The sequence below is a fragment of the Staphylococcus sp. HMSC34C02 genome, assembly GCF_001838705.1.
Lineage (GTDB): Bacteria > Bacillota > Bacilli > Staphylococcales > Staphylococcaceae > Staphylococcus > Staphylococcus borealis.
In genome coordinates, this window is sequence record NZ_KV838555.1 from 23133 (window position 1) to 43384 (window position 20252).

General features: G+C 34.6%; 17 protein-coding genes. 11 read left to right on the plus strand and 6 right to left on the minus strand.

Annotation, left to right across the window (positions count from 1 at the left end; translation table 11 throughout):
• Nucleotides 1–435 precede the first annotated feature (435 nt).
• Complete coding sequence (locus HMPREF3239_RS00915; protein ID WP_070854389.1) at nucleotides 436–1764, plus strand: sodium-dependent transporter; 1329 nt, start codon at nucleotides 436–438, stop codon at nucleotides 1762–1764.
• 72 nt (nucleotides 1765–1836) lie between these two features.
• Here HMPREF3239_RS00915 and HMPREF3239_RS00920 read toward each other — a convergent pair whose 3' ends face one another.
• Nucleotides 1837–2376 (minus strand): hypothetical protein, encoded by a 540-nt coding sequence (locus HMPREF3239_RS00920; RefSeq protein WP_070854390.1) that lies wholly within the window; start codon nucleotides 2374–2376, stop codon nucleotides 1837–1839.
• A gap of 127 nt (nucleotides 2377–2503) precedes the next feature.
• On the minus strand, nucleotides 2504–3034 hold the full coding sequence (locus HMPREF3239_RS00925) for a pentapeptide repeat-containing protein (protein ID WP_070854392.1): 531 nt from the start codon (nucleotides 3032–3034) through the stop codon (nucleotides 2504–2506).
• A 281-nt stretch (nucleotides 3035–3315) separates the two neighbouring features.
• On the opposite strand from HMPREF3239_RS00925, the gene HMPREF3239_RS00930 reads away from it, so the two are divergent.
• From HMPREF3239_RS00930 to HMPREF3239_RS00955, 6 genes are all read left to right on the plus strand, one after another.
• Nucleotides 3316–4212 (plus strand): PLP-dependent cysteine synthase family protein, encoded by an 897-nt coding sequence (locus HMPREF3239_RS00930; protein ID WP_070854418.1) that lies wholly within the window; start codon nucleotides 3316–3318, stop codon nucleotides 4210–4212.
• Between the two features lie 5 nt (nucleotides 4213–4217).
• Complete coding sequence (locus HMPREF3239_RS00935) at nucleotides 4218–5363, plus strand: bifunctional cystathionine gamma-lyase/homocysteine desulfhydrase (protein ID WP_053030238.1); 1146 nt, start codon at nucleotides 4218–4220, stop codon at nucleotides 5361–5363.
• A gap of 260 nt (nucleotides 5364–5623) precedes the next feature.
• Complete coding sequence (locus tag HMPREF3239_RS00940) at nucleotides 5624–6646, plus strand: methionine ABC transporter ATP-binding protein (RefSeq protein WP_070854394.1); 1023 nt, start codon at nucleotides 5624–5626, stop codon at nucleotides 6644–6646.
• Nucleotides 6647–7306 carry a methionine ABC transporter permease gene (locus HMPREF3239_RS00945; RefSeq protein ID WP_053030236.1) on the plus strand — a complete coding sequence of 220 codons (660 nt, stop codon included), beginning with the start codon at nucleotides 6647–6649 and terminating at the stop codon, nucleotides 7304–7306.
• A gap of 37 nt (nucleotides 7307–7343) precedes the next feature.
• Complete coding sequence (gene gmpC / locus HMPREF3239_RS00950) at nucleotides 7344–8189, plus strand: dipeptide ABC transporter glycylmethionine-binding lipoprotein (RefSeq protein WP_070854396.1); 846 nt, start codon at nucleotides 7344–7346, stop codon at nucleotides 8187–8189.
• A gap of 380 nt (nucleotides 8190–8569) precedes the next feature.
• A complete protein-coding gene (locus HMPREF3239_RS00955) occupies nucleotides 8570–9559 on the plus strand; it encodes a LysM peptidoglycan-binding domain-containing protein (protein ID WP_053030235.1) in 990 nt (329 codons plus the stop codon).
• Nucleotides 9560–9715: 156 nt separating this feature from the next.
• Here HMPREF3239_RS00955 and HMPREF3239_RS00960 read toward each other — a convergent pair whose 3' ends face one another.
• Complete coding sequence (locus HMPREF3239_RS00960; RefSeq protein WP_053030234.1) at nucleotides 9716–9994, minus strand: hypothetical protein; 279 nt, start codon at nucleotides 9992–9994, stop codon at nucleotides 9716–9718.
• 127 nt (nucleotides 9995–10121) lie between these two features.
• Between HMPREF3239_RS00960 and HMPREF3239_RS00965 the strand changes: the two genes are divergently transcribed.
• Both HMPREF3239_RS00965 and HMPREF3239_RS00970 read left to right on the plus strand, forming a co-directional pair.
• On the plus strand, nucleotides 10122–10511 hold the full coding sequence (locus HMPREF3239_RS00965; protein ID WP_070854397.1) for an NUDIX hydrolase: 390 nt from the start codon (nucleotides 10122–10124) through the stop codon (nucleotides 10509–10511).
• Between the two features lie 7 nt (nucleotides 10512–10518).
• Nucleotides 10519–10983, plus strand: a complete 465-nt coding sequence (locus tag HMPREF3239_RS00970) for a GNAT family N-acetyltransferase (protein WP_070854399.1) — start codon at nucleotides 10519–10521, stop codon at nucleotides 10981–10983.
• A gap of 140 nt (nucleotides 10984–11123) precedes the next feature.
• Here HMPREF3239_RS00970 and HMPREF3239_RS00975 read toward each other — a convergent pair whose 3' ends face one another.
• The 3 genes from HMPREF3239_RS00975 to gltC form a co-directional block, all read right to left on the minus strand.
• Entirely contained in the window at nucleotides 11124–11933 is an 810-nt protein-coding gene (locus tag HMPREF3239_RS00975) for a YibE/F family protein (protein WP_053030231.1), read from the minus strand.
• Nucleotides 11930–13051 (minus strand): YibE/F family protein, encoded by a 1122-nt coding sequence (locus HMPREF3239_RS00980; protein ID WP_070854400.1) that lies wholly within the window; start codon nucleotides 13049–13051, stop codon nucleotides 11930–11932. Before HMPREF3239_RS00980 ends, HMPREF3239_RS00975 begins: the two co-directional genes overlap by 4 nt.
• Nucleotides 13052–13173: 122 nt before the next feature.
• A complete protein-coding gene (gene gltC, locus HMPREF3239_RS00985) occupies nucleotides 13174–14061 on the minus strand; it encodes a glutamate biosynthesis transcriptional regulator GltC (RefSeq protein WP_053030229.1) in 888 nt (295 codons plus the stop codon).
• Nucleotides 14062–14223: 162 nt separating this feature from the next.
• Between gltC and gltB the strand changes: the two genes are divergently transcribed.
• Complete coding sequence (gltB, locus tag HMPREF3239_RS00990) at nucleotides 14224–18744, plus strand: glutamate synthase large subunit (RefSeq protein ID WP_070854402.1); 4521 nt, start codon at nucleotides 14224–14226, stop codon at nucleotides 18742–18744.
• An 18-nt stretch (nucleotides 18745–18762) separates the two neighbouring features.
• On the plus strand, nucleotides 18763–20226 hold the full coding sequence (locus tag HMPREF3239_RS00995) for a glutamate synthase subunit beta (protein WP_070854404.1): 1464 nt from the start codon (nucleotides 18763–18765) through the stop codon (nucleotides 20224–20226).
• Nucleotides 20227–20252: the final 26 nt, after the last annotated feature.

The window sequence follows — 20252 nt, forward strand, 5'->3', positions numbered from 1 at the left end:
ATTTGCTAAATAGCATTATTATATTATTTATGTCACAGACTGTTTTTTCTTTCATGAACAAACGCATTGATGTATATTGTGGTCTTTATCAATTATTTTGATACCATTAGGGACGATGAATAACATAACGTCCTGAATATGTTGATAAAGTACAAACACTGAACCGCTTTGAATGTTAAATGGGGGGTGTAAACCTGAATCCCTCATCCTCAAATACAATATAACCACCTATAACTTCTATACCTTTCCAATAATTAGCGCTAATTTTTTGTGAAGCAATGTCGTTATACTCCTTCGTTCATCATTAGGATTAGTTAAATTTTACTATAAATTTAAAAAAATAAAAAAACTATGTATATTGCACTTATAAGCAAGACATGTTACAGTATTACTTAAGTGCATAAACGCTTTAACGCGTTAAAGGGAGTGAAACGATTGAGCAAAGAATCACAATGGAAGACATCAACTGGATTTATTTTAGCGAGTGCGGGATCGGCGATTGGCTTGGGCGCAATGTGGAAATTTCCGTACATGGCAGGCATCTATGGTGGTGGTGCTTTTCTACTGCTATTCTTAATATTTACTATATTTGTAGGATTACCACTATTAATTATGGAATTTACAGTAGGTAAGATGGGGAGAACTTACACTACTCAAATATATAGCAAGTTAACTGGTAAGAAGTGGCTAAATATTATTGGGTGGAATGGTAATTTAGCAGTATTCATATTATTTGGTTTTTATAGTGTTATAGGTGGATGGATCATTATTTATATCGGTAACGTGATATTACAAATGTTATCTATCGAGAAGACATCTTTAACTAGCATTAATTTTGAAGCAATTATTAGTAATCCATGGTTAACCGTTTTGGGCCAAGGGATTTTTATCTTTTTAACGATGATTATCGTAATGTTAGGCGTTGAAAAAGGATTAGAAAAAGCATCAAAAGTGATGATGCCGTTGTTATTTATTTTTCTAATTATAGTTGTGGTGAAAGCTTTAACTTTGGACGGTGCGGTAGACGGTGTTCGCTATATTTTACAACCACGTTTAGAAGATATTTCTATGGAAGGTATTTTATTTGCGTTAGGGCAATCATTCTTTACATTATCGTTGGGAACAACGGGAATGATTACTTACGCTAGTTACGCGCCTAAGGAAATGACTATTAAGTCATCAGCAATTTCAATTGTGATTATGAATATTTTAGTATCCGTACTAGCTGGCTTAGCTATATTCCCAGCTTTGAAGACATTTGGCTACGAACCTCAAGAAGGTCCAGGCTTATTATTTAAAGTATTACCTTTAGTGTTTAATCAAATGGGCTTTGGTGTTACGTTTTACTTCCTATTCTTAATCTTATTCTTATTTGCAGCATTAACATCATCTATTTCATTATTAGAATTAAACGTATCAAACTTTACTAAAAATGATAATTCTAAACGTAAATCTGTAGCGTTTATCGCAAGTATACTGATATTAATGATTAGTATTCCAGCGACTTTATCGTTTAGTAGTTTAAGCGATATTAAGTTTGGCGCAGGAACAATTTTTGATAATATGGATTTTGTCGTATCAAATATTTTAATGCCTTTAGGTGCGCTTGGAACAACGCTAGTAGTGGGTCAATTGTTGGATAAAGATGCCTTAAAAGAAAGTTTCGGCCGCGACAAGTTCAAATTCTTTGCACCTTGGTATTTTTTAATTAAATTTGTCATGCCAGTCGTTATCATACTTGTGTTTATCGTGCAGTTATTCTAAGAAATATATTAAAAAAAACAGGGGGGTGGGACAGAATTCTTTTAAATTCGTCGTCCCACTCCCCTGTTTTTTTTACTTGAAATGAGCATTGATAAAGTCGCGCTCAATTTCTAATAACGTTATATAATCGTTAGACATTATTTCTTTACCAATCTCAATATTTTTAGAAATAATAAAGTCAGCAAGTTCACGATTATCTTCCTCAGAATCAAAGAATGTGAGTGCCCGTTTTATTGTATCCTTTTCGGAAAAGAGGATTAACGTCCGTCCGTAGGTTAAGTCCTCTTTACTTCTTTGATACGAAGCTTCTAAAAACGCAAATATTTTTGCGCCATCATTGTATTCAAAAGCTGTATTGATATCACTTTGAACTTTATCAGCAATATTTGACAATCGTGATTGTTCTGCTGGTGCTTCAGGCCTATAGTGATCTCTTACATATTCTTTCCATTTCGTTAATTCAGTATCAATATGTTGTTTTAATTCTGAGTTATTATTTTTTGTATTGAATGTATCAACGCGTTGTTGTAAGTCGCTTAAATCCATTAAATCGTCACGATGAAGTTGACTCTGTTCAAATGCTTTATAGTGATCATTTTCATGAGTAGCCATGAATCATTCCCCCCCTTTGAAATACTTAAATGATTATTCCTTTAACGGTTCTATTTGAAACATATGTTTTAGAACGTTAAAGAGATGATTGATAAGTTAGGAAGTGTATAGGTGTAACTACTCAAGGTTACATATTTTCAAAATGAACGTCTTGTTTACGTAATTCTTTCATGACTTTCTCAGAAATTGCAGAATTATTAATTGAAACATTTTTAAAAATGCAATCTTTAATTTTTACGCTATCTAGTTGGCATAAATCTAATGCTACATTTTCAAAGACTACTTTCTTTAAAACAACATCCTTGAAAGTAACGTTACGTAGGCTACAGTCTTTGAAGGTCGTATGTTCTATCGTTAATGCGTTGAATTGACTATTATCGAAAGTAGTTACACTGTAATTCACTTTACGCATTAGTGTCTTAAAGAAATTAATATTCACAAAAATACTACTGCTAAAATCACAATTAATTAACTTAGTATTAACTACGGAATGAACATTTTTAAATATACCTTCTGAGAAGTCGCAATTTTTAAAATAACTTTTATTGACTTCTAAATCGTCATACATCGCGTTTCTGAAGGTACTATGAGTATATTTTTTACTTTTAAACTGTTCATTAGTGAACACAGATAAAGATAAATCGGCTTTTGATGTCATTATGATTCTCCTTTAAGTATGATTCATATAAATCATCAGTTATTGCTTTTGCATCGTTATTATCGTAACACGAGTATTAAGTTGAACGATAGTTATTGAGATACGAGTACATGTATGATTACATAGGAAATTTTAAAATTTGTAGTTTTGCATAAATCTTAAGATTATCGTATAATTCATAGTGATTGAGTAAGAATTTATAAAACAGTATTGGGAATCATGAATATTTTAAACAGAAGGTAGGTTGAGTCAAAGCGAATAAAGCGCTTTAGATGATTAATATGATTGCATTTGACTTAATAGGACAAACACCATTAGTATTACTGGAAAGTTTCAGCGATGAAAATGTTCAGATATATGCAAAATTAGAGCAATTTAATCCGGGTGGCAGTGTGAAAGATCGACTAGGTAAATATCTTGTTGAAACAGCTATAAAAGAAGGTCGTGTGTCATCTGGCGATACAATTGTTGAAGCTACGGCAGGTAATACAGGAATAGGACTTGCAATTGCTGCTAATCGATATCATTTAAATTGTGTTATTTTTGCGCCGGAAGGTTTTTCTGAGGAGAAGATATCTATCATGCGTGCATTAGGCGCTGATATTAAACGTACACCGAAAGCCCAAGGAATGATTGGTGCGCAAACTGAAGCAAGACGTTATGCTCGAGATTTCGGAGCGGTATATATGAACCAATTTGAAACTGAGCACAATCCAGCTGCATACACCCATACATTAGGGAAACAATTGACAGATGTTTTACCAAACATTGACTACTTTGTTGCTGGTGTTGGTTCGGGAGGCACATTTACAGGTGTTGCACAGCATCTTAAACAATACAATGTAAAGAATGTGATTGTTGAACCTGAAGGCTCAATATTGAATGGTGGCGAAGCACATGCACACGATATTGAAGGTATTGGTTCAGAGAAATGGCCAATCTTTTTGGAACGTAGCTTAGTTGATCACATTATTACAGTGAGTGATAACGATGGCTTTGAGAATGTGAAACGTTTAGCGCAACAAGAAGGATTGTTAGTAGGTAGTTCATCAGGAGCTGCACTGCAAGGTGCTTTAGACATTAAAAATAAAATCGATAAAGGCGTTATTGTGACCATTTTTCCAGATGGAAGCGATCGTTATATGTCGAAGAAAATATTTGATTACAAAGGAGAATAATGATTATGAAGAAAAAAACACAAATGATTCACGGTGGACATACAACAGATGATTTTACAGGTGCAGTAACAACACCAATTTATCAAACAAGCACGTATTTACAAGATGACATTGGCGACTTGAGACAAGGGTATGAATACTCTCGTACCGCTAATCCAACACGTAGTGCTATTGAAAGTGTGATTGCTAATTTAGAAAATGGGAAACATGGTTTTGCTTTTGGTTCAGGCATGGCAGCCATTAGTGCGGTTATTATGTTATTAGATAAGGGCGACCACCTTATTTTAAATTCTGATGTATATGGTGGAACTTACCGTGCCTTAACTAAAGTGTTTACGCGTTATGGCATCGATGTTGATTTCGTAGATACAACACATATCGAAAATGTGAAGGACTATATTAAACCAGAAACTAAAATGTTATATGTTGAAACACCATCTAACCCATTACTACGTGTAACGGATATTAAACGTACTGCAGAAATTGCAAAAGAAAATAATTTAATTTCAGTAGTAGATAATACATTTATGACACCTTATTATCAAAATCCATTAGATTTCGGCATTGATATTGTATTACACTCAGCTACTAAATACATTGGTGGCCACAGTGATGTAGTAGCTGGCTTAGTTGCTACTGCAGATGACGAACTTGGTGAACGTTTAGCATTTATTTCAAATTCAACAGGTGGGGTGCTTGGACCACAAGACAGTTACCTATTAGTCCGTGGTATTAAAACATTAGGCTTACGCATGGAACAAATTAATCGTAACGTTGAAGCGATTGTTGAAATGTTACAAAATCATCCAGCCGTTCAACAAGTCTTCCATCCAAGTATTAAAGACCATTTAAATCATGATATTCATGCTTCTCAAGCTAGCGGTCACACTGGTGTCGTAGCGTTTGAAGTAAAAGATACAGAAGCAGCCAAACAACTTATTCGTGAAACACATTACTTCACATTAGCTGAAAGTTTAGGCGCAGTTGAAAGCTTAATTTCAGTGCCTGCTTTAATGACACATGCGTCTATCCCTGCCGATGTACGTGCTAAAGAAGGCATCACTGATGGACTCGTACGTTTATCAATCGGTATTGAAGATACTGAAGATTTAGTTGAAGATTTAAAACAAGCCATCGATACTTTGGAATAACTATTAAAAAAATAAAAATCTTAAAATAAGATGTTGACCCTAAAATAACTACGTAACAATACGTGTTGTTTTAGGGTTTTTTTAAATTGTTAAAAAAGGCAGAAATAGGTGAGAAATGATGATATTAAAATAATTTTGTTCTATATTTAAATTCAGAAAATTTTAAAAATTTTTAAAATAATATTGACGCACAATTTACTTTTAAATATAATTCATTTATTCATATAGGCAATAGAAGTAATAAATGAGGGTGAAATCGATTGATTGAATTTCAAAATGTGAATAAAGTATTTCGCAAAAAGCATGAAAAAATTCATGCCTTAAAAGAAGTATCTTTCAAAATAGATAAAAACGATATATTTGGTGTTATTGGCTATAGTGGTGCTGGAAAAAGTACGCTCGTACGCTTGGTCAATCAGCTAGAAAAAGCAACAAATGGACAAGTGATTGTCAATGGTCATGAAATTAATACATATAGAAAAAAAGAACTCCGTAACATAAAAAAAGATATAGGAATGATATTTCAGCATTTTAATCTTTTAAACTCAAAAACAGTTTTTAAAAACGTAGCAATGCCACTTATTTTAAATCATAAAAGTAGTTCTGAAATAGAAGAAAAGGTAGAAGAAATGCTAGAATTTGTAGGATTAGCAGACAAGAAAAATCAATTTCCTGATCAATTATCTGGTGGACAGAAACAACGTGTCGCAATAGCTAGAGCACTTGTCACTAATCCTAAAATTTTATTATGTGATGAAGCAACAAGTGCGCTAGATCCTGCTACAACAAACTCTATTCTTCATTTATTGAAAAATGTAAATGAGACTTTCGGTATAACAATTATGATGATTACGCATGAAATGAGTGTAATACAAAAAATTTGTAATCGAGTGGCAGTTATGGAGCGCGGTGAAGTGATTGAATTGGGCACTGTCAAAGATGTGTTTAGTCACCCTCAAACTAAAACTGCTAAAAGCTTTGTTTCTACAGTTATAAATACAGAACCGTCACGTAAATTACTTGAATCATTTAAAAGAAAGGATTGTCATTATACGGATTACAAACTTTTTATTGATGAACATCAAATTAAATTTCCTATTATAAATGAACTCATTAGTCAATATAATTTCGATATTAATATTTTATTTTCATCAATGTCTGATATTCAAGAAGAAACAGTGTGCTATTTATGGTTGAGATTTAATCATGACAGCAATTTTAAGCGTGATAAATTAGAAAGCTACTTTAAGAATCATAGTATTCAGTTTGAGGAGGTGCATTAGATGTTTGGTTCAAGTATTGATGCATCTCAATTATTACAAGCATTATATGAAACATTGTATATGGTCACAGTTGCACTTATCATAGGTGCCTTAATTGGTATTCCATTAGGTGTTCTATTAGTTATAACTCGTAAAAATGGTATATGGCCTCAATCTATTGTAAATCACATACTTAATCCGATTATAAATATATTAAGATCGATACCATTTATTATTTTATTAATAGCTATTGTGCCTTTTACGAAATTATTAGTAGGAACGTCAATAGGGACAACAGCAGCTATAGTGCCTTTAACAGTGTACGTAGCGCCTTATATAGCTAGACTAGTTGAAAACTCACTACTAGAAGTAGATGCTGGCATTATTGAAGCGGCAAAAGCGATGGGAGCATCACCTATTCAAATTATTAGATATTTTTTAATACCGGAAGCGTTAGGCTCGCTTGTATTGGCAATAACGACAGCTATTATAGGGTTGATTGGTAGTACTGCTATGGCTGGTGCAGTTGGTGGAGGTGGAATTGGTGATTTAGCATTAGTGTACGGTTACCAAAGATTTGACACCTTAGTCATTATTATCACAGTTATTGTATTAATAATTATCGTACAGATTATTCAATCATTAGGTAACTTTATTTCTCGATTAATTCGTCGAAATTAGTTACTTGAAATATAATTTTATTAAGGAGACTTTGTGAATGAAAAAGATTATTGGGTTAATATTAGCGACGTTGATCGCCCTTGCAGCTTGTGGTGGAGGCGGAGACAATAAAAAAGTGACGCTAGGCGTAGCCTCAAACGATACAGCTGCATGGGAAAAAGTTAAAGAATTAGCGAAAAAAGAAAATATTGATATTGAAATTAAACACTTTTCAGACTATAACGTGCCAAACAAAGCTTTGAGTGATGGCGATATTGATATGAATGCATTTCAACATTTTGCTTTTTTAAATGAGTATAAAAAAGCACATAAAGATGCCAAAATTGAAGCAATTAGTACAACTGTCTTAGCACCCTTAGGCATTTATTCTAAAAAGGTGAAAAATATTAAAGATATAAAAGATGGTGCAGAAGTTACAATTCCTAATGATATATCAAATCAAGCACGTGCTCTAAAATTATTGGAATCAGCAGGTTTATTAAAGCTTAAAGACAACTTTGGTTTAAATGGAACTATTAAAGATATTCAATCCAACCCTAAAAACATAAAAATAAAAGCAGTAGACGCTCAACAAACTGCGCGTGCTTTAGATGATGTTGATTTTTCAGTAATTAATAATGGGGTAGCAACTAAAGCAGGATTAGATGCTAAGAATGATCCTATTTATTTAGAAAAAACGTCTTCTGATGCAGTTAAACCATATATTAATGTTGTAGCAGTAAATTCTAAAGATGTAGACAATGAAACTTTCAAGAAAATTATAGAACTTTATCATGGTAAAGAAGCACAAGAAGCATTGAAAAAAGATACAAAAAATGGAGAAAAAGCAGTTAATTTATCAAAAAAAGCTATCAAAGAAATTGAAGATAGTTTAACTAAATAATATTTGAAATGAGTCAGGTAAGGTATGAATACTTACGCGACTTTATTAATAAAAGATGAATACGTCATATTTTAGTCGATTTTATATCAAACACGTTACATTAATCGGTGAAAATGTGTTATACACTTATGAAAAGTAAATTATATTTCTAAGGATATTATTTGAAATTTTATAGTAGTGCACAAAAAATTCATAGACATGTAATCAAAATGAAATGGAATATCATGCTAAATTGTATTAATTTAGTATAAGTACACTACTTGAACGGATAAAAGAAAGAAGTATGTAATAAAGATTTAATACAGATAAGTGTCTAGTACAACTAGAAATAAGTGGTGAGTAACCCAATGAACAAGCATAAGATTAAGGAGGCGCTTTGTATGAATAAAAAAATTCTAGCAACAGCAGTATTAGGGACAGGAGCACTTAGTACACTATTTGCTCATCAAGCTGAAGCATCAACAACGCACACAGTTCGAAGTGGTGAATCTTTATGGTCTATTTCAAACCATTATGGTATCACTGTATCTAAATTAAAATCATTAAATGGCTTATCATCAAATCTTATTTTTCCAAACCAAGTATTAAAAGTATCAGGATCTTCTAATTATTCAAGTCGTTCAAATTACGGTAATTCAAGTAGTACATATACTGTGAGAGCAGGGGATAGTTTATCATCTATTGCTAGCCGATATGGTACAACATATCGTCATATTATGAATTTAAATGGATTAAATAGTTTTTTAATTTTCCCTGGTCAACAATTAAAAGTATCAGGTTCTGCTAGCTCTAATTCTCAATCAAGTTATAATTCAAATTCAGGTGCATCATCAAGCACTTATACAGTACGTTATGGTGACTCACTATCATCTATTGCTAGCCGATATGGTACAACATATCAACATATTATGAAATTAAATGGATTGAATAATTTCTTTATTTATCCTGGTCAAACATTAAGAGTGAGTGGTTCAGCTTCTTCAAACACGTATACAACACGTTCAACGCAATCAACTTACTATTCATCACCAGTATTTAACCATAGTAACTTATATGACTGGGGACAATGTACTTGGCATGTATTCAATCGTCGTGCTGCTATTGGAAAAGGAATCAGTACGTATTGGTGGAATGCAAATAATTGGGATAATGCGGCAGCTAGAGATGGATATCGCATTGATAGCAATCCAACAGTAGGTTCAATTGCACAATCAGATGCTGGTTATTACGGCCATGTGGCTTTTGTAGAGCGCGTAAATAGTAATGGTAGTATTTTAGTTTCAGAAATGAACTTTAGTGCTAGTCCAGGTGTTCTAACATATCGTACAATTCCTGCGTACCAAGTACGTAGTTATAAATTCATTCATTAGAAAGCTTGAAACAAAAATAATACTTTGGCTATGTAGCCAAAGTGCAGTAGCTGACTGAATTGAGAAGGCACTTAAATGAAGCGTTTCTCAACTCAAGTCATCCTTGCAGGGCTGGGAAGACGAATTCAATAAGAATTCTGACCCAGTCCTTTTATTTTATTGAAATTGATAATCTTCTTTAACTTTTCTGAAACTTGAAGCTAAGCGTGTAACATTAATAATGAATGAAACGAATGAAAATAACTTACGGAATTTGTAAGGAGATTTCATTGATACTACGAAATCTAAAAGTGTACCCACTGTACTTAGGCCTAAAGATAAATAAACTAGGTTTTTATTTTTTGCATCAAATTTAATACCGTTGTAACCATCAACGATAAAGCCTGCAGTACTTACTAAATTTGAAACGCGTGTTAATTTTGATTTCTTTGCCATGAATAATACCCTCCGAATATCAAAATGTCACTAAACGGACATTTAGTATATTAATATATGTTAACATCATACTAAATTAACATATATTTTTGAAGTACAAAACATTTAATAGAAAAGGTGTGCAGGTATGATCAAATGTGTTTGTTTAGTGGAAGAAACAGATGACCAAATCTTATTAGTACAAGTAAGAAATAGAGAAAAATATTATTTCCCGGGTGGTAAAATTGATGCGGGTGAAACGCTATTAGAAGCGATACAACGAGAAGTTAAAGAGGCATTACAATTGGCTTTCGAACAAAGTGACTTTACATATTTAGGTACAGTTGTTGGGGATGCTTACCCACAAAAGAATACGTTAACGGAACTAAATGGATTTAAAGTTCAACAGAAAATTGATTGGGATAGTGTGAAAATTGATAATGAAATTACAGATATTCGTTGGTTCGATAAATCTGATACAACCTTAATCGCACCAGCTGTTGTAAAATGGATTGAGACCTTTTCAGAGAGAAAGTAGGGAGAAAATGGAAATACGACCATATTCAATTCACGATCAACCACTATTAAATGGGTTTGAAATATTAGCAGAAGATAGAAAATTCACTCGAACGCCTAATGATAATATTGCATCGGCTAAAGGGGACAATGAGCGTCATCCGACACTTGTTATGTTAAATGATCAATGTGTGGGTTTCTTTACATTACATGAAGGTCAAGGGGTTAAACCGTATAGCGATCATCAAAATGCTATATTTTTCCGTTCATTTAGTGTAGATGCACGATATCGTGGTCAAGGTGTTGGAAAAGCTGTGATTCAACAACTACCAAGTTATATTAAAGCAACGTTTCCCTATATTAATGAAATAATATTGACTGTAAATACTGACAATGACAAAGCGATGGCGTTGTATAAACAAGCCAAATATTCAATAACTGGAGAGACGCGTTTAGAAGGTCGACCAGTTTATATTATGAATTTGAACATATAGCTCTTATAAATATGCGCATTAAAAAAGTGCCATTACAATCAATATGAAATAAATGAGGTAGGACAAGGCATTCATAAAGGCTTCTGTCCCAATCTCGATAACTTATTTCAAGATTGTATGGCACTTGTTGTTTTATCAATTTAATGATTGATGTTTTGCTCTGAAGTTTGTGAAACTTCTTGTGAAGGCTTTGCACTCAATTTAGGATGCTTTATTAATAATGCAGTAATCCATGCTGTGATAGGGATACTAATCGCTACAGCAATTCCACCGAGTAAGATAGAAATGAATTCTTGCGCAAATATCTTTGAGTTAATAATGTGTCCGAAAGAATAATGTAATTGGAAAAACCAAAAGAATAGTGTTAATTGCCCCCCAAAATAAGCTAAATATATTGTATTGGCAGAAGTTGCTAAAATTTCTCTCCCTACACGCATACCTGACTGGAACAATGCTTTGCGTGAAAGATTAGGATTGGTTTCATTGAGCTCATACATAGGTGAACTTATCGTTATCGTTAAGTCAATGACAGCTGCAATAACAGCTAAAATAACCGTAAATACTGAGAATTGAACCATATCGATACCGATATTCATTGAAAAAATATAGGTTTCATCTTGTTGTTCCGTAGTAAACCCTTGTAGATGGCCAATACTTATAGATAAATAAATGCCTAATATTAATAAAATCGTAGTTAATATTGTAGCAATAAAAGCAGCCTTGGTTTTAATATTGTAACTATTTAAAATAAACAAGTTACAAGCAGCAATGACGATACAAAATATTAATGAAACTAAATAAATAGGTGTTCCAAATAAAATGAACACAATACTGATTAGTAAGATCATAAAGTTTAGGAATAACGTTAAGTATGAAACTAATCCTTTTTTACCGCCGAAAATAAGCATTAAAATAAATAAAATGAGTGCTAGTAGGACGACTGCATTCATCTTGTCACACCCTTCCATTTCATCCACATAACCATCAGACTAATCGTAATTGGAATCGTGAGTACGATACCAATACCACCTGTTATAGCACGAGCGATTTCTAAAGACCAATTCATCGAAATCGTATATGTAAATGTGTTAGCATTTTTTAAATAAATTAGAAACATTGGCAAACTTCCTGATAAGTAGGAGAAAAGTAAAATATTTGTCATAGTGCCCATGATATCTTGTCCTATATTGCGACCTGCTAGCGCCCAACGCGATAAAGAAATGTTAGGCGTACGTTGTAAGATTTCATACATACCACTTGATATTGTAATGGCGACATCCATTACAGCGCCTAAAGATCCAATAAGCACGGATGCTAAGAATATATCTTTAGGTGGTAATGTTAGAAAACTCATTGTTTCATATTTAATGCCAGCTCCATTGGTTAATTGAATAATGATTTGAGTGATACCAATACATAAAAATGTACCTAATAACGTACCGATTGTTGTGATCCAAGTGCGCATATGCCAACCGGTTACGAGCAATAGCGTGACAATGGTAGACAGCACGATCGCCACACTCATTAGAATGAATAGGTGAGTAGATGGATGTTTATCATGGATTGCAATAGCTATTAAAATAGCACCAGTGTTAAAGATAAGTGACAGGATAGACTGTAAGCCTACATTACGTCCAACCAGTAATAGGGACATAATAAATATACCTACAATTGCTACAGTAAGACTATCGCGTTTTTTCTCTAAGATCGTTGCATCTTTCGGGCTGTTTTGAATGTGCATTAAGACCTTATTATTTTTACTAAAGTGCTCTGAATCTGCTTGCGATTTGACATAGGTATTATCTATCGTAGTAGATTCACCTTTATATTTACCATTTAATATTTCTATTGTTAAATGTTGTTTGTATTTGAAGTCGGTATTATGTTGTTCATCAACGACTTTGTGAGCGTTACTCATTTCTACATGTGTCACTTTACCGATAGGGGTGTTATAGAAACGTGCATTGAAAAACGTAAAAATAAAGGCGCCGATGATAAATAATCCGATAATTACAATAATGGTATTCATTATACGATGACTAAAATAGTTGCGATTTTGTGCATTCATTATATTTAACCCTCATTTATAACTCGAAATTCTACGCTTTAATAAGTCAGAGTGATTATACGCTCCTCAACTGTATTATTCAAATAGTAACTATTTGAATTATGACATATCACCTCATACTGTTAATGGTATGTCGACACTTTACTTAGAAGTTGATGTATTAAATTCGATAAATTGAGAATATCTACTTTTTTATTATCTTTTTTGAAAGCGACGCAAAAGGAGCGTTTTAATTCTGTATGCGCTAATGATATATCACATAATGCCTCCACCTCATTCTCCAATGATAAGTAATCAGGCAAGATGACATAGCCACGGTGATGCTTAAGTAAATAGTGTGCTAGGGATTTCGTTCCAATGATATGAATTGGTAACTTTAAAGTATGTTGTAAACGGCTTTCTATAGTTGTTGCTAAAGGTTTCAAAGTAAATAGTTGTGTTTCAGCTAGTTGAGTTAGTGGCGGATTTATAGATAAAGCAATCACATCATCTTTAGGCACATAAACATGGTATGTTTCTTCAAATAATGGTTTGAGTGATAAATTAGCATTCTTCTGAAGAGCCGTGTTTATTTCGACCAATCCAATATCAATTTTACCAGTATATAGCGCTTCAGAAATCTCAGATGATGACATCATATGAGGAACAATTATGCTATCATATTGGCGCTCAAACGCTTGAATGATGGCAGTAATCATTTGAGAAATATAGCTCTCTTCAAACCCAATATTAAGTATGCGCGCATTTTTGTGATTAGTTTGTTGAAATAACGCTACTGTTTCGTCTAATTGCTCCAAAATCTGAGTCGCCTGAGTGAGTAACGCTTTACCATGTGATGTTAAATGGATGTTTCGCCCTTGTCGATTAAATAAAGTAACTTGTAGTTCTTGTTCTAACAATGTGATTTGTCGACTTATTGCAGATTGGGCAATATTCAACTCGAGTGCTGCTTCAGAGAGATGTTCTCGACGTGCAACTTCTACGAAATATTTTAATTGTTTAATTTCCAAATGAATGCTCCTTTCTACTGTGCGCATAACATTTTATTGTCGATTGTTCTAATTTTTAGAATTAAGTCATCTAATTAATATATTGTTCAGATAAATATTTTACATTATATTAATTATTATTAACAGTAAATTTTCTGAAAATTCTCAAAAGGAGTGGGCATCATGTTTGATGAAAGATTAAAAAGAGGATTATATGATTACCGTGAGGAACATGATGCATGCGGTATTGGTTTCTACGCAAACATGAATAATTTAAGGTCGCACGATATTATTGAAAAATCACTTGAAATGTTACGTCGACTTGACCATCGTGGTGGTGTTGGTGCAGATGGTATAACAGGTGATGGTGCAGGTATTATGACCGAAATACCATTTCAATTTTTTGAAGCACATGTCGATTTAGACTTACCTAATGAGGGCGATTATGCGGTAGGTCTTTTTTTCTCTAACGAAAAGATACAAGGTACGACACACGAATCGCAATTTAATCATTACTTTCAAAGTGAAGGCCTAAAAGTAATTGGTTATCGAGATGTACCTGTTGATGTCAACGCCATAGCACCTCATGTTGCATCTACAATGCCACACATTCAACAAGTGTTTATAGATATTCGATCAATTGCAACGCCGGTTAAACCATTATATATAGCAAGAAAGCAAATAGAACAATATGCTGAACAGCAAGACTTAGGTCTTTATTTTACAAGCTTATCCCATAAGACGATTGTATATAAGGGGTGGTTACGCTCAGATCAAATTAAAAAATTATATTTAGATTTAAATCATGAAGATTATCAATCTAAGTTAGGTTTAGTACATTCAAGATTTAGTACAAACACTTTTCCGAGTTGGAAACGTGCACATCCAAATCGTTTATTAATGCATAATGGTGAAATCAATACAATTAAAGGTAATGTGAATTGGATGAGAGCACGTCAAAGACAATTAATTCAAACATTATTTGGCGAAGAGCATAGTAAAATACAGAACATTGTTGATGAAGATGGAAGTGATTCAGCAATTGTAGACAATGCGCTAGAATTTCTATCATTGGCAATGGAACCTGAAGAAGCTGCGATGTTGCTTATCCCTGAACCATGGTTATATAACAAAGAAAATGATGCGAATGTTCGTGCGTTCTATGAATTTTATAGTTATTTGATGGAACCATGGGATGGTCCAACGATGATTTCGTTCTGTAATGGAGATAAAATTGGTGCATTAACTGACCGTAATGGATTACGACCAGGTCGCTATACAATTACAAAAGATAATTTCATTGTCTTTTCATCTGAAGTAGGTGTTGTGGATGTACCAGAAGACAATGTTGCTTACAAAGGACAACTTAATCCTGGAAAGTTACTTCTTGTAGATTTTGAGTCACGTCAAGTGATTGAAAATAATGAGTTGAAAGCGCGTATTGCCAGTCAATATCCTTATAAGAAGTGGTTAGATAACAATAAAATAGATTTACAATTAGAAGCGCAAACTTATCGCCAGCCTTCATTGAATCACAAGATATTATTTAAGTTACAACGTCAATTTGGATATACCAAAGAAGATATATATAAATATATGGCTGAGTTAGTGAAAGGTAAGAAAGATCCAATAGGTGCGATGGGGTATGATGCACCACTTGCCGTATTAAACGAGAGACCAGAATCATTATTTAATTACTTTAAACAGTTATTTGCGCAAGTAACCAATCCGCCTATTGATGCCTATCGTGAAAAGATTGTAACGAGTGAATTATCATATTTAGGTGGAGAAGGTAACTTATTCCATCCGGATGAAACGGTATTGGATCGTATTCAATTAGCGAAACCGGTCTTGACTCTAACGCAACTCAATAGGATTAAACAAAGTAAGTTTAACGTGAAACACTTGTCTACACTGTATCAAGATCATCTTGAAGCGGCATTGGAAAGATTAGGTGACGCTGCAATACAAGCTACACGAGAAGGTTATACGATATTAGTCCTAGATGATAGTGGACTCATTGATTGTCATATTGAGGATGAGGCATCGAAACAACACTACGCTATGCCAATACTTCTAGCTATCAGTCATATTCACCAGTTATTGATAAGAGAAGGTTTACGCATGGATACGAGCTTAGTAGCGCTATCTGGTGAAACGCGTGAGGTACACCATGTGGCATGCTTATTAGGATATGGTGCGAATGCGGTCATTCCATATTTAGCACAACAAACTATTGCCCATTTAACTGAAACACATCGTTTAGAAGGCACGCTTTCAGATAATGTTGAAACTTACACACGTGTTCTATCAGAAGGTGTTATTAAGGTGATGGCGAAAATGGGTATCTCAACTGTTCAAAGTTATCAAGGGGCTCAAATCTTTGAAGCGGTTGGTTTATCCCAAGATGTAATTGATGCTTATTTTACTGGAACACAATCCAAATTATCAGGGTTAAGTATTCAACAAATTGACGTAGAGAATAAAATGCGTCAACAAAGACATAATGAGTACCTTGATTCGGGAAGTGTCTTCCAGTGGCGCCAACAAGGTCAACATCACGTATTTAATCCTACAACTATACACTTGTTACAACATGCATGTCGTGAGAATGACTATACACAGTTTAAAGCTTTTTCTAATGCTGTACATGATCAAAGAAACGATCATTTACGTGATTTATTAGAATTTAAAGCACAGCGACCGGTTCATATTAGTGAGGTTGAACCAGTAGAAACCATTGTTAAACGTTTTAATACAGGTGCGATGAGTTACGGTTCTATTTCTGAAGAAGCACATCAAACATTGGCCCAAGCCATGAATCGTCTTGGTGGTAAAAGTAACAGTGGTGAAGGTGGCGAAAATCCCAAACGGTATGAAATTCAAGCGGATGGTAGTGTGTTATCAAGTGCGATTAAGCAAGTGGCTTCAGGGCGTTTTGGTGTAACGAGCGAGTACTTACAACATGCAAAAGAGTTACAAATTAAAGTTGCTCAAGGTGCTAAGCCGGGTGAAGGTGGACAGTTACCTGGAACGAAAGTTTATCCATGGATCGCTGAAACACGTGGTTCAACGCCAGGTATTGGGTTGATTTCACCACCGCCTCATCATGATATTTATTCAATTGAAGATTTGGGGCAACTTATTCATGATTTAAAGAACGCGAATAGAAATGCAGACGTAGCAGTTAAATTAGTTTCAAAAACAGGAATCGGAACCATTGCATCAGGTGTTGCTAAAGCATTTGCAGATAAAATTGTCGTGAGTGGATATGACGGAGGTACAGGTGCATCGCCTAAGACAAGTATTCAACACGCTGGATTGCCTTGGGAACTTGGCTTAGCTGAAACACATCAAACATTGAAATTAAATCATTTACGTAGCCGTGTCCGCTTAGAAACAGATGGTAAGTTGATGACGGGTAGGGATGTGGCGCTAGCATGCGCATTAGGTGCTGAAGAATTTGGATTTGCGACTGCGCCATTAGTTGTTTTAGGGTGCATCATGATGCGTGTTTGTCATAATGATACATGCCCAGTAGGTATTGCGACACAGAATAAAGATTTGAGAGCACTATTTAGAGGTAAGGCTGACCACGTTGTTAACTTTATGCATTTTATTGCTGAAGAGTTAAGAGAGGTCTTAGCTTCATTAGGATTAAGAACGGTTGAAGAATTGATCGGACGTACCGATTTGTTACAACGTTCAAGTCGAATCGATGAACGTTCGAAAGCAGCAACATTGGACATCGAAAAGTTATTGGATTCAGTTGATGGGCCTAACGCAAAAGAAATCAATCAAAATCATCATTTAGATATCGGTTTCGATTTAAATTATCTTTATAAAGACGCTAAACAAAGTATTGAGGATGGAAAAGTATTTAAAGGGAACTATGTGATTAATAATGAACAACGAGATGTAGGGGTTATTACAGGAAGCTATATTACACAGCAACACGGTGCTAATGGCTTACCAGAAGCAACTATTGTAGCTAAAACGCATGGACATGCAGGACAGAGTTTAGCAGCATTCGCACCGTCAGGATTGTTAATTCAACATACAGGTGATGCAAATGATTACGTTGGTAAAGGTTTATCAGGCGGTATAGTTGTTGTTAAAGCGCCAAATAAAGAGCGAGAACGTGAAATTATAGCTGGAAATGTATGCTTCTATGGCGCTTCAAAAGGTAAAGCCTTTATTAATGGTAGCGCTGGCGAACGCTTCTGTATTCGAAATAGTGGAGTTGATGTGGTTGTCGAAGGTATCGGTGATCACGGTTTGGAATATATGACCGGAGGACATGTCGTCAACTTAGGGGATGTTGGTAAGAACTTTGGTCAAGGCATGAGTGGTGGTGTTTGTTATGTATTCCCAAGTGATATTGAATCATTTAAACATAAGAATCAATTGCCAACCTTAGCGTTTAAGGAAGTGACGCATAATGAGGAGAAAACGTTACTTAAAGCTATGTTAGAAGAGCACTACCACTATACACAAAGTACAAAAGCAGCAGCAATTTTAAATGATTTTGCACATGTGGCAGATAAAGTTGTCAAAGTAATTCCAAAAGATTACGAACTAATGATGCAAAAAATTGAATTACAAAATCGTAATTTACTACAAATAGATGAAGCTAAACTAGCAGCATTTTACGATGACCGTACGGCAATTGACAAAGAATTACAACCAGCAGTGATTTATTAAAGAAAGGAGTGGTCTGTGATGGGGGAATTTAAGGGATTTATGAAATATGAAAAGCAATCATTATCTGAACTGTCTTTAGTTGATCGTTTGAAGCATCATGATGCTTTTCAACAGCGATTTTCTCGTGAAGAAGCGTCCATTCAAGGTGCACGATGTATGGACTGTGGGACACCATTTTGTCAAACAGGTCTTCCTTTCGGGCGAGAAACTATTGGTTGTCCAATCGGTAACTATATCCCTGAATGGAATGATTTAGTTTATCGACAAGATTTTGAGTCTGCCTATCATCGTTTGAGTGAAACAAATAATTTTCCTGAATTTACGGGACGTGTCTGTCCAGCACCTTGTGAACAGTCTTGTGTTATGAAAATTAATCGTGAATCGGTTGCCATTAAAGGTATTGAGCGTACGATTATTGACGAAGCCTATGAACACGGGTGGGTTAAGCCTAAATATCCTAAGCGACGATTAGAACAATCTGTAGCAATTGTAGGAAGCGGTCCAGCCGGTCTTACTGCTGCCGAAGATCTCAATTATAAGGGGTACCAAGTGACAGTGTTTGAAAGAGCTGCTGAAGCGGGTGGCTTACTCATGTATGGTATTCCAAATATGAAATTAGATAAAGAGGTTGTACGTCGTCGTATCGCATTAATGAAAGAAGCGGGTATTACCTTTAAGACGAATACCAACATTGGTGTAGATATATCACGTGAAACATTAGAGCAGACGTATGACGCTATTATCTTATGTACGGGTGCTCAAAAAGCGCGCGACTTACCATTAGAAGGGCGCATGGGCCAAGGGATACACTTTGCTATGGATTATTTAACTGAACAGACTCAGTTATTAAATGGTGAAATAGATGAACCAACAATAACGGCTAAAGGGAAAAACGTCATCATTATTGGTGCTGGTGACACTGGTGCAGACTGTGTCGCTACCGCATTACGTGAGAATTGTAAGTCAATAGTACAATTCAACAAATATACAAAAGCACCTGAAGAAATCGCATTTGAAAGTAATACGTCATGGCCATTGGCATTACCTGTCTTCAAAATGGATTATGCACACAAAGAATATGAAGCACGTTTCGGTAGAGAACCGCGTGCCTATGGTGTTCAAACAATGCGGTACGATGTAGATCACATTGGTAATGTTCGTGGTGTATACACACAAATTTTAGAAGAAACACCAGAAGGAATGGTTGTTGTAAATGGTACTGAAAGACATTGGCCAGCAGATCTAGTTCTTTTATCAATCGGTTTTGAAGGCACAGAACCAACTGTCCCAAGGTCATTTGATATTGCGACGCAACAAAATAAAATTATCGCCAACGATAAAGACTATCGTACTAATAAAGAAAAGATTTTTGCCGCTGGAGATGCGCGAAGAGGTCAGAGTTTGGTAGTTTGGGCAATTAAAGAAGGGCGTGGCGTTGCTCAATCAGTAGATCACTTCTTAAAACAAAAGGTATTCGTGTAAGTTCAATGACGTATAAGCGCGTACTA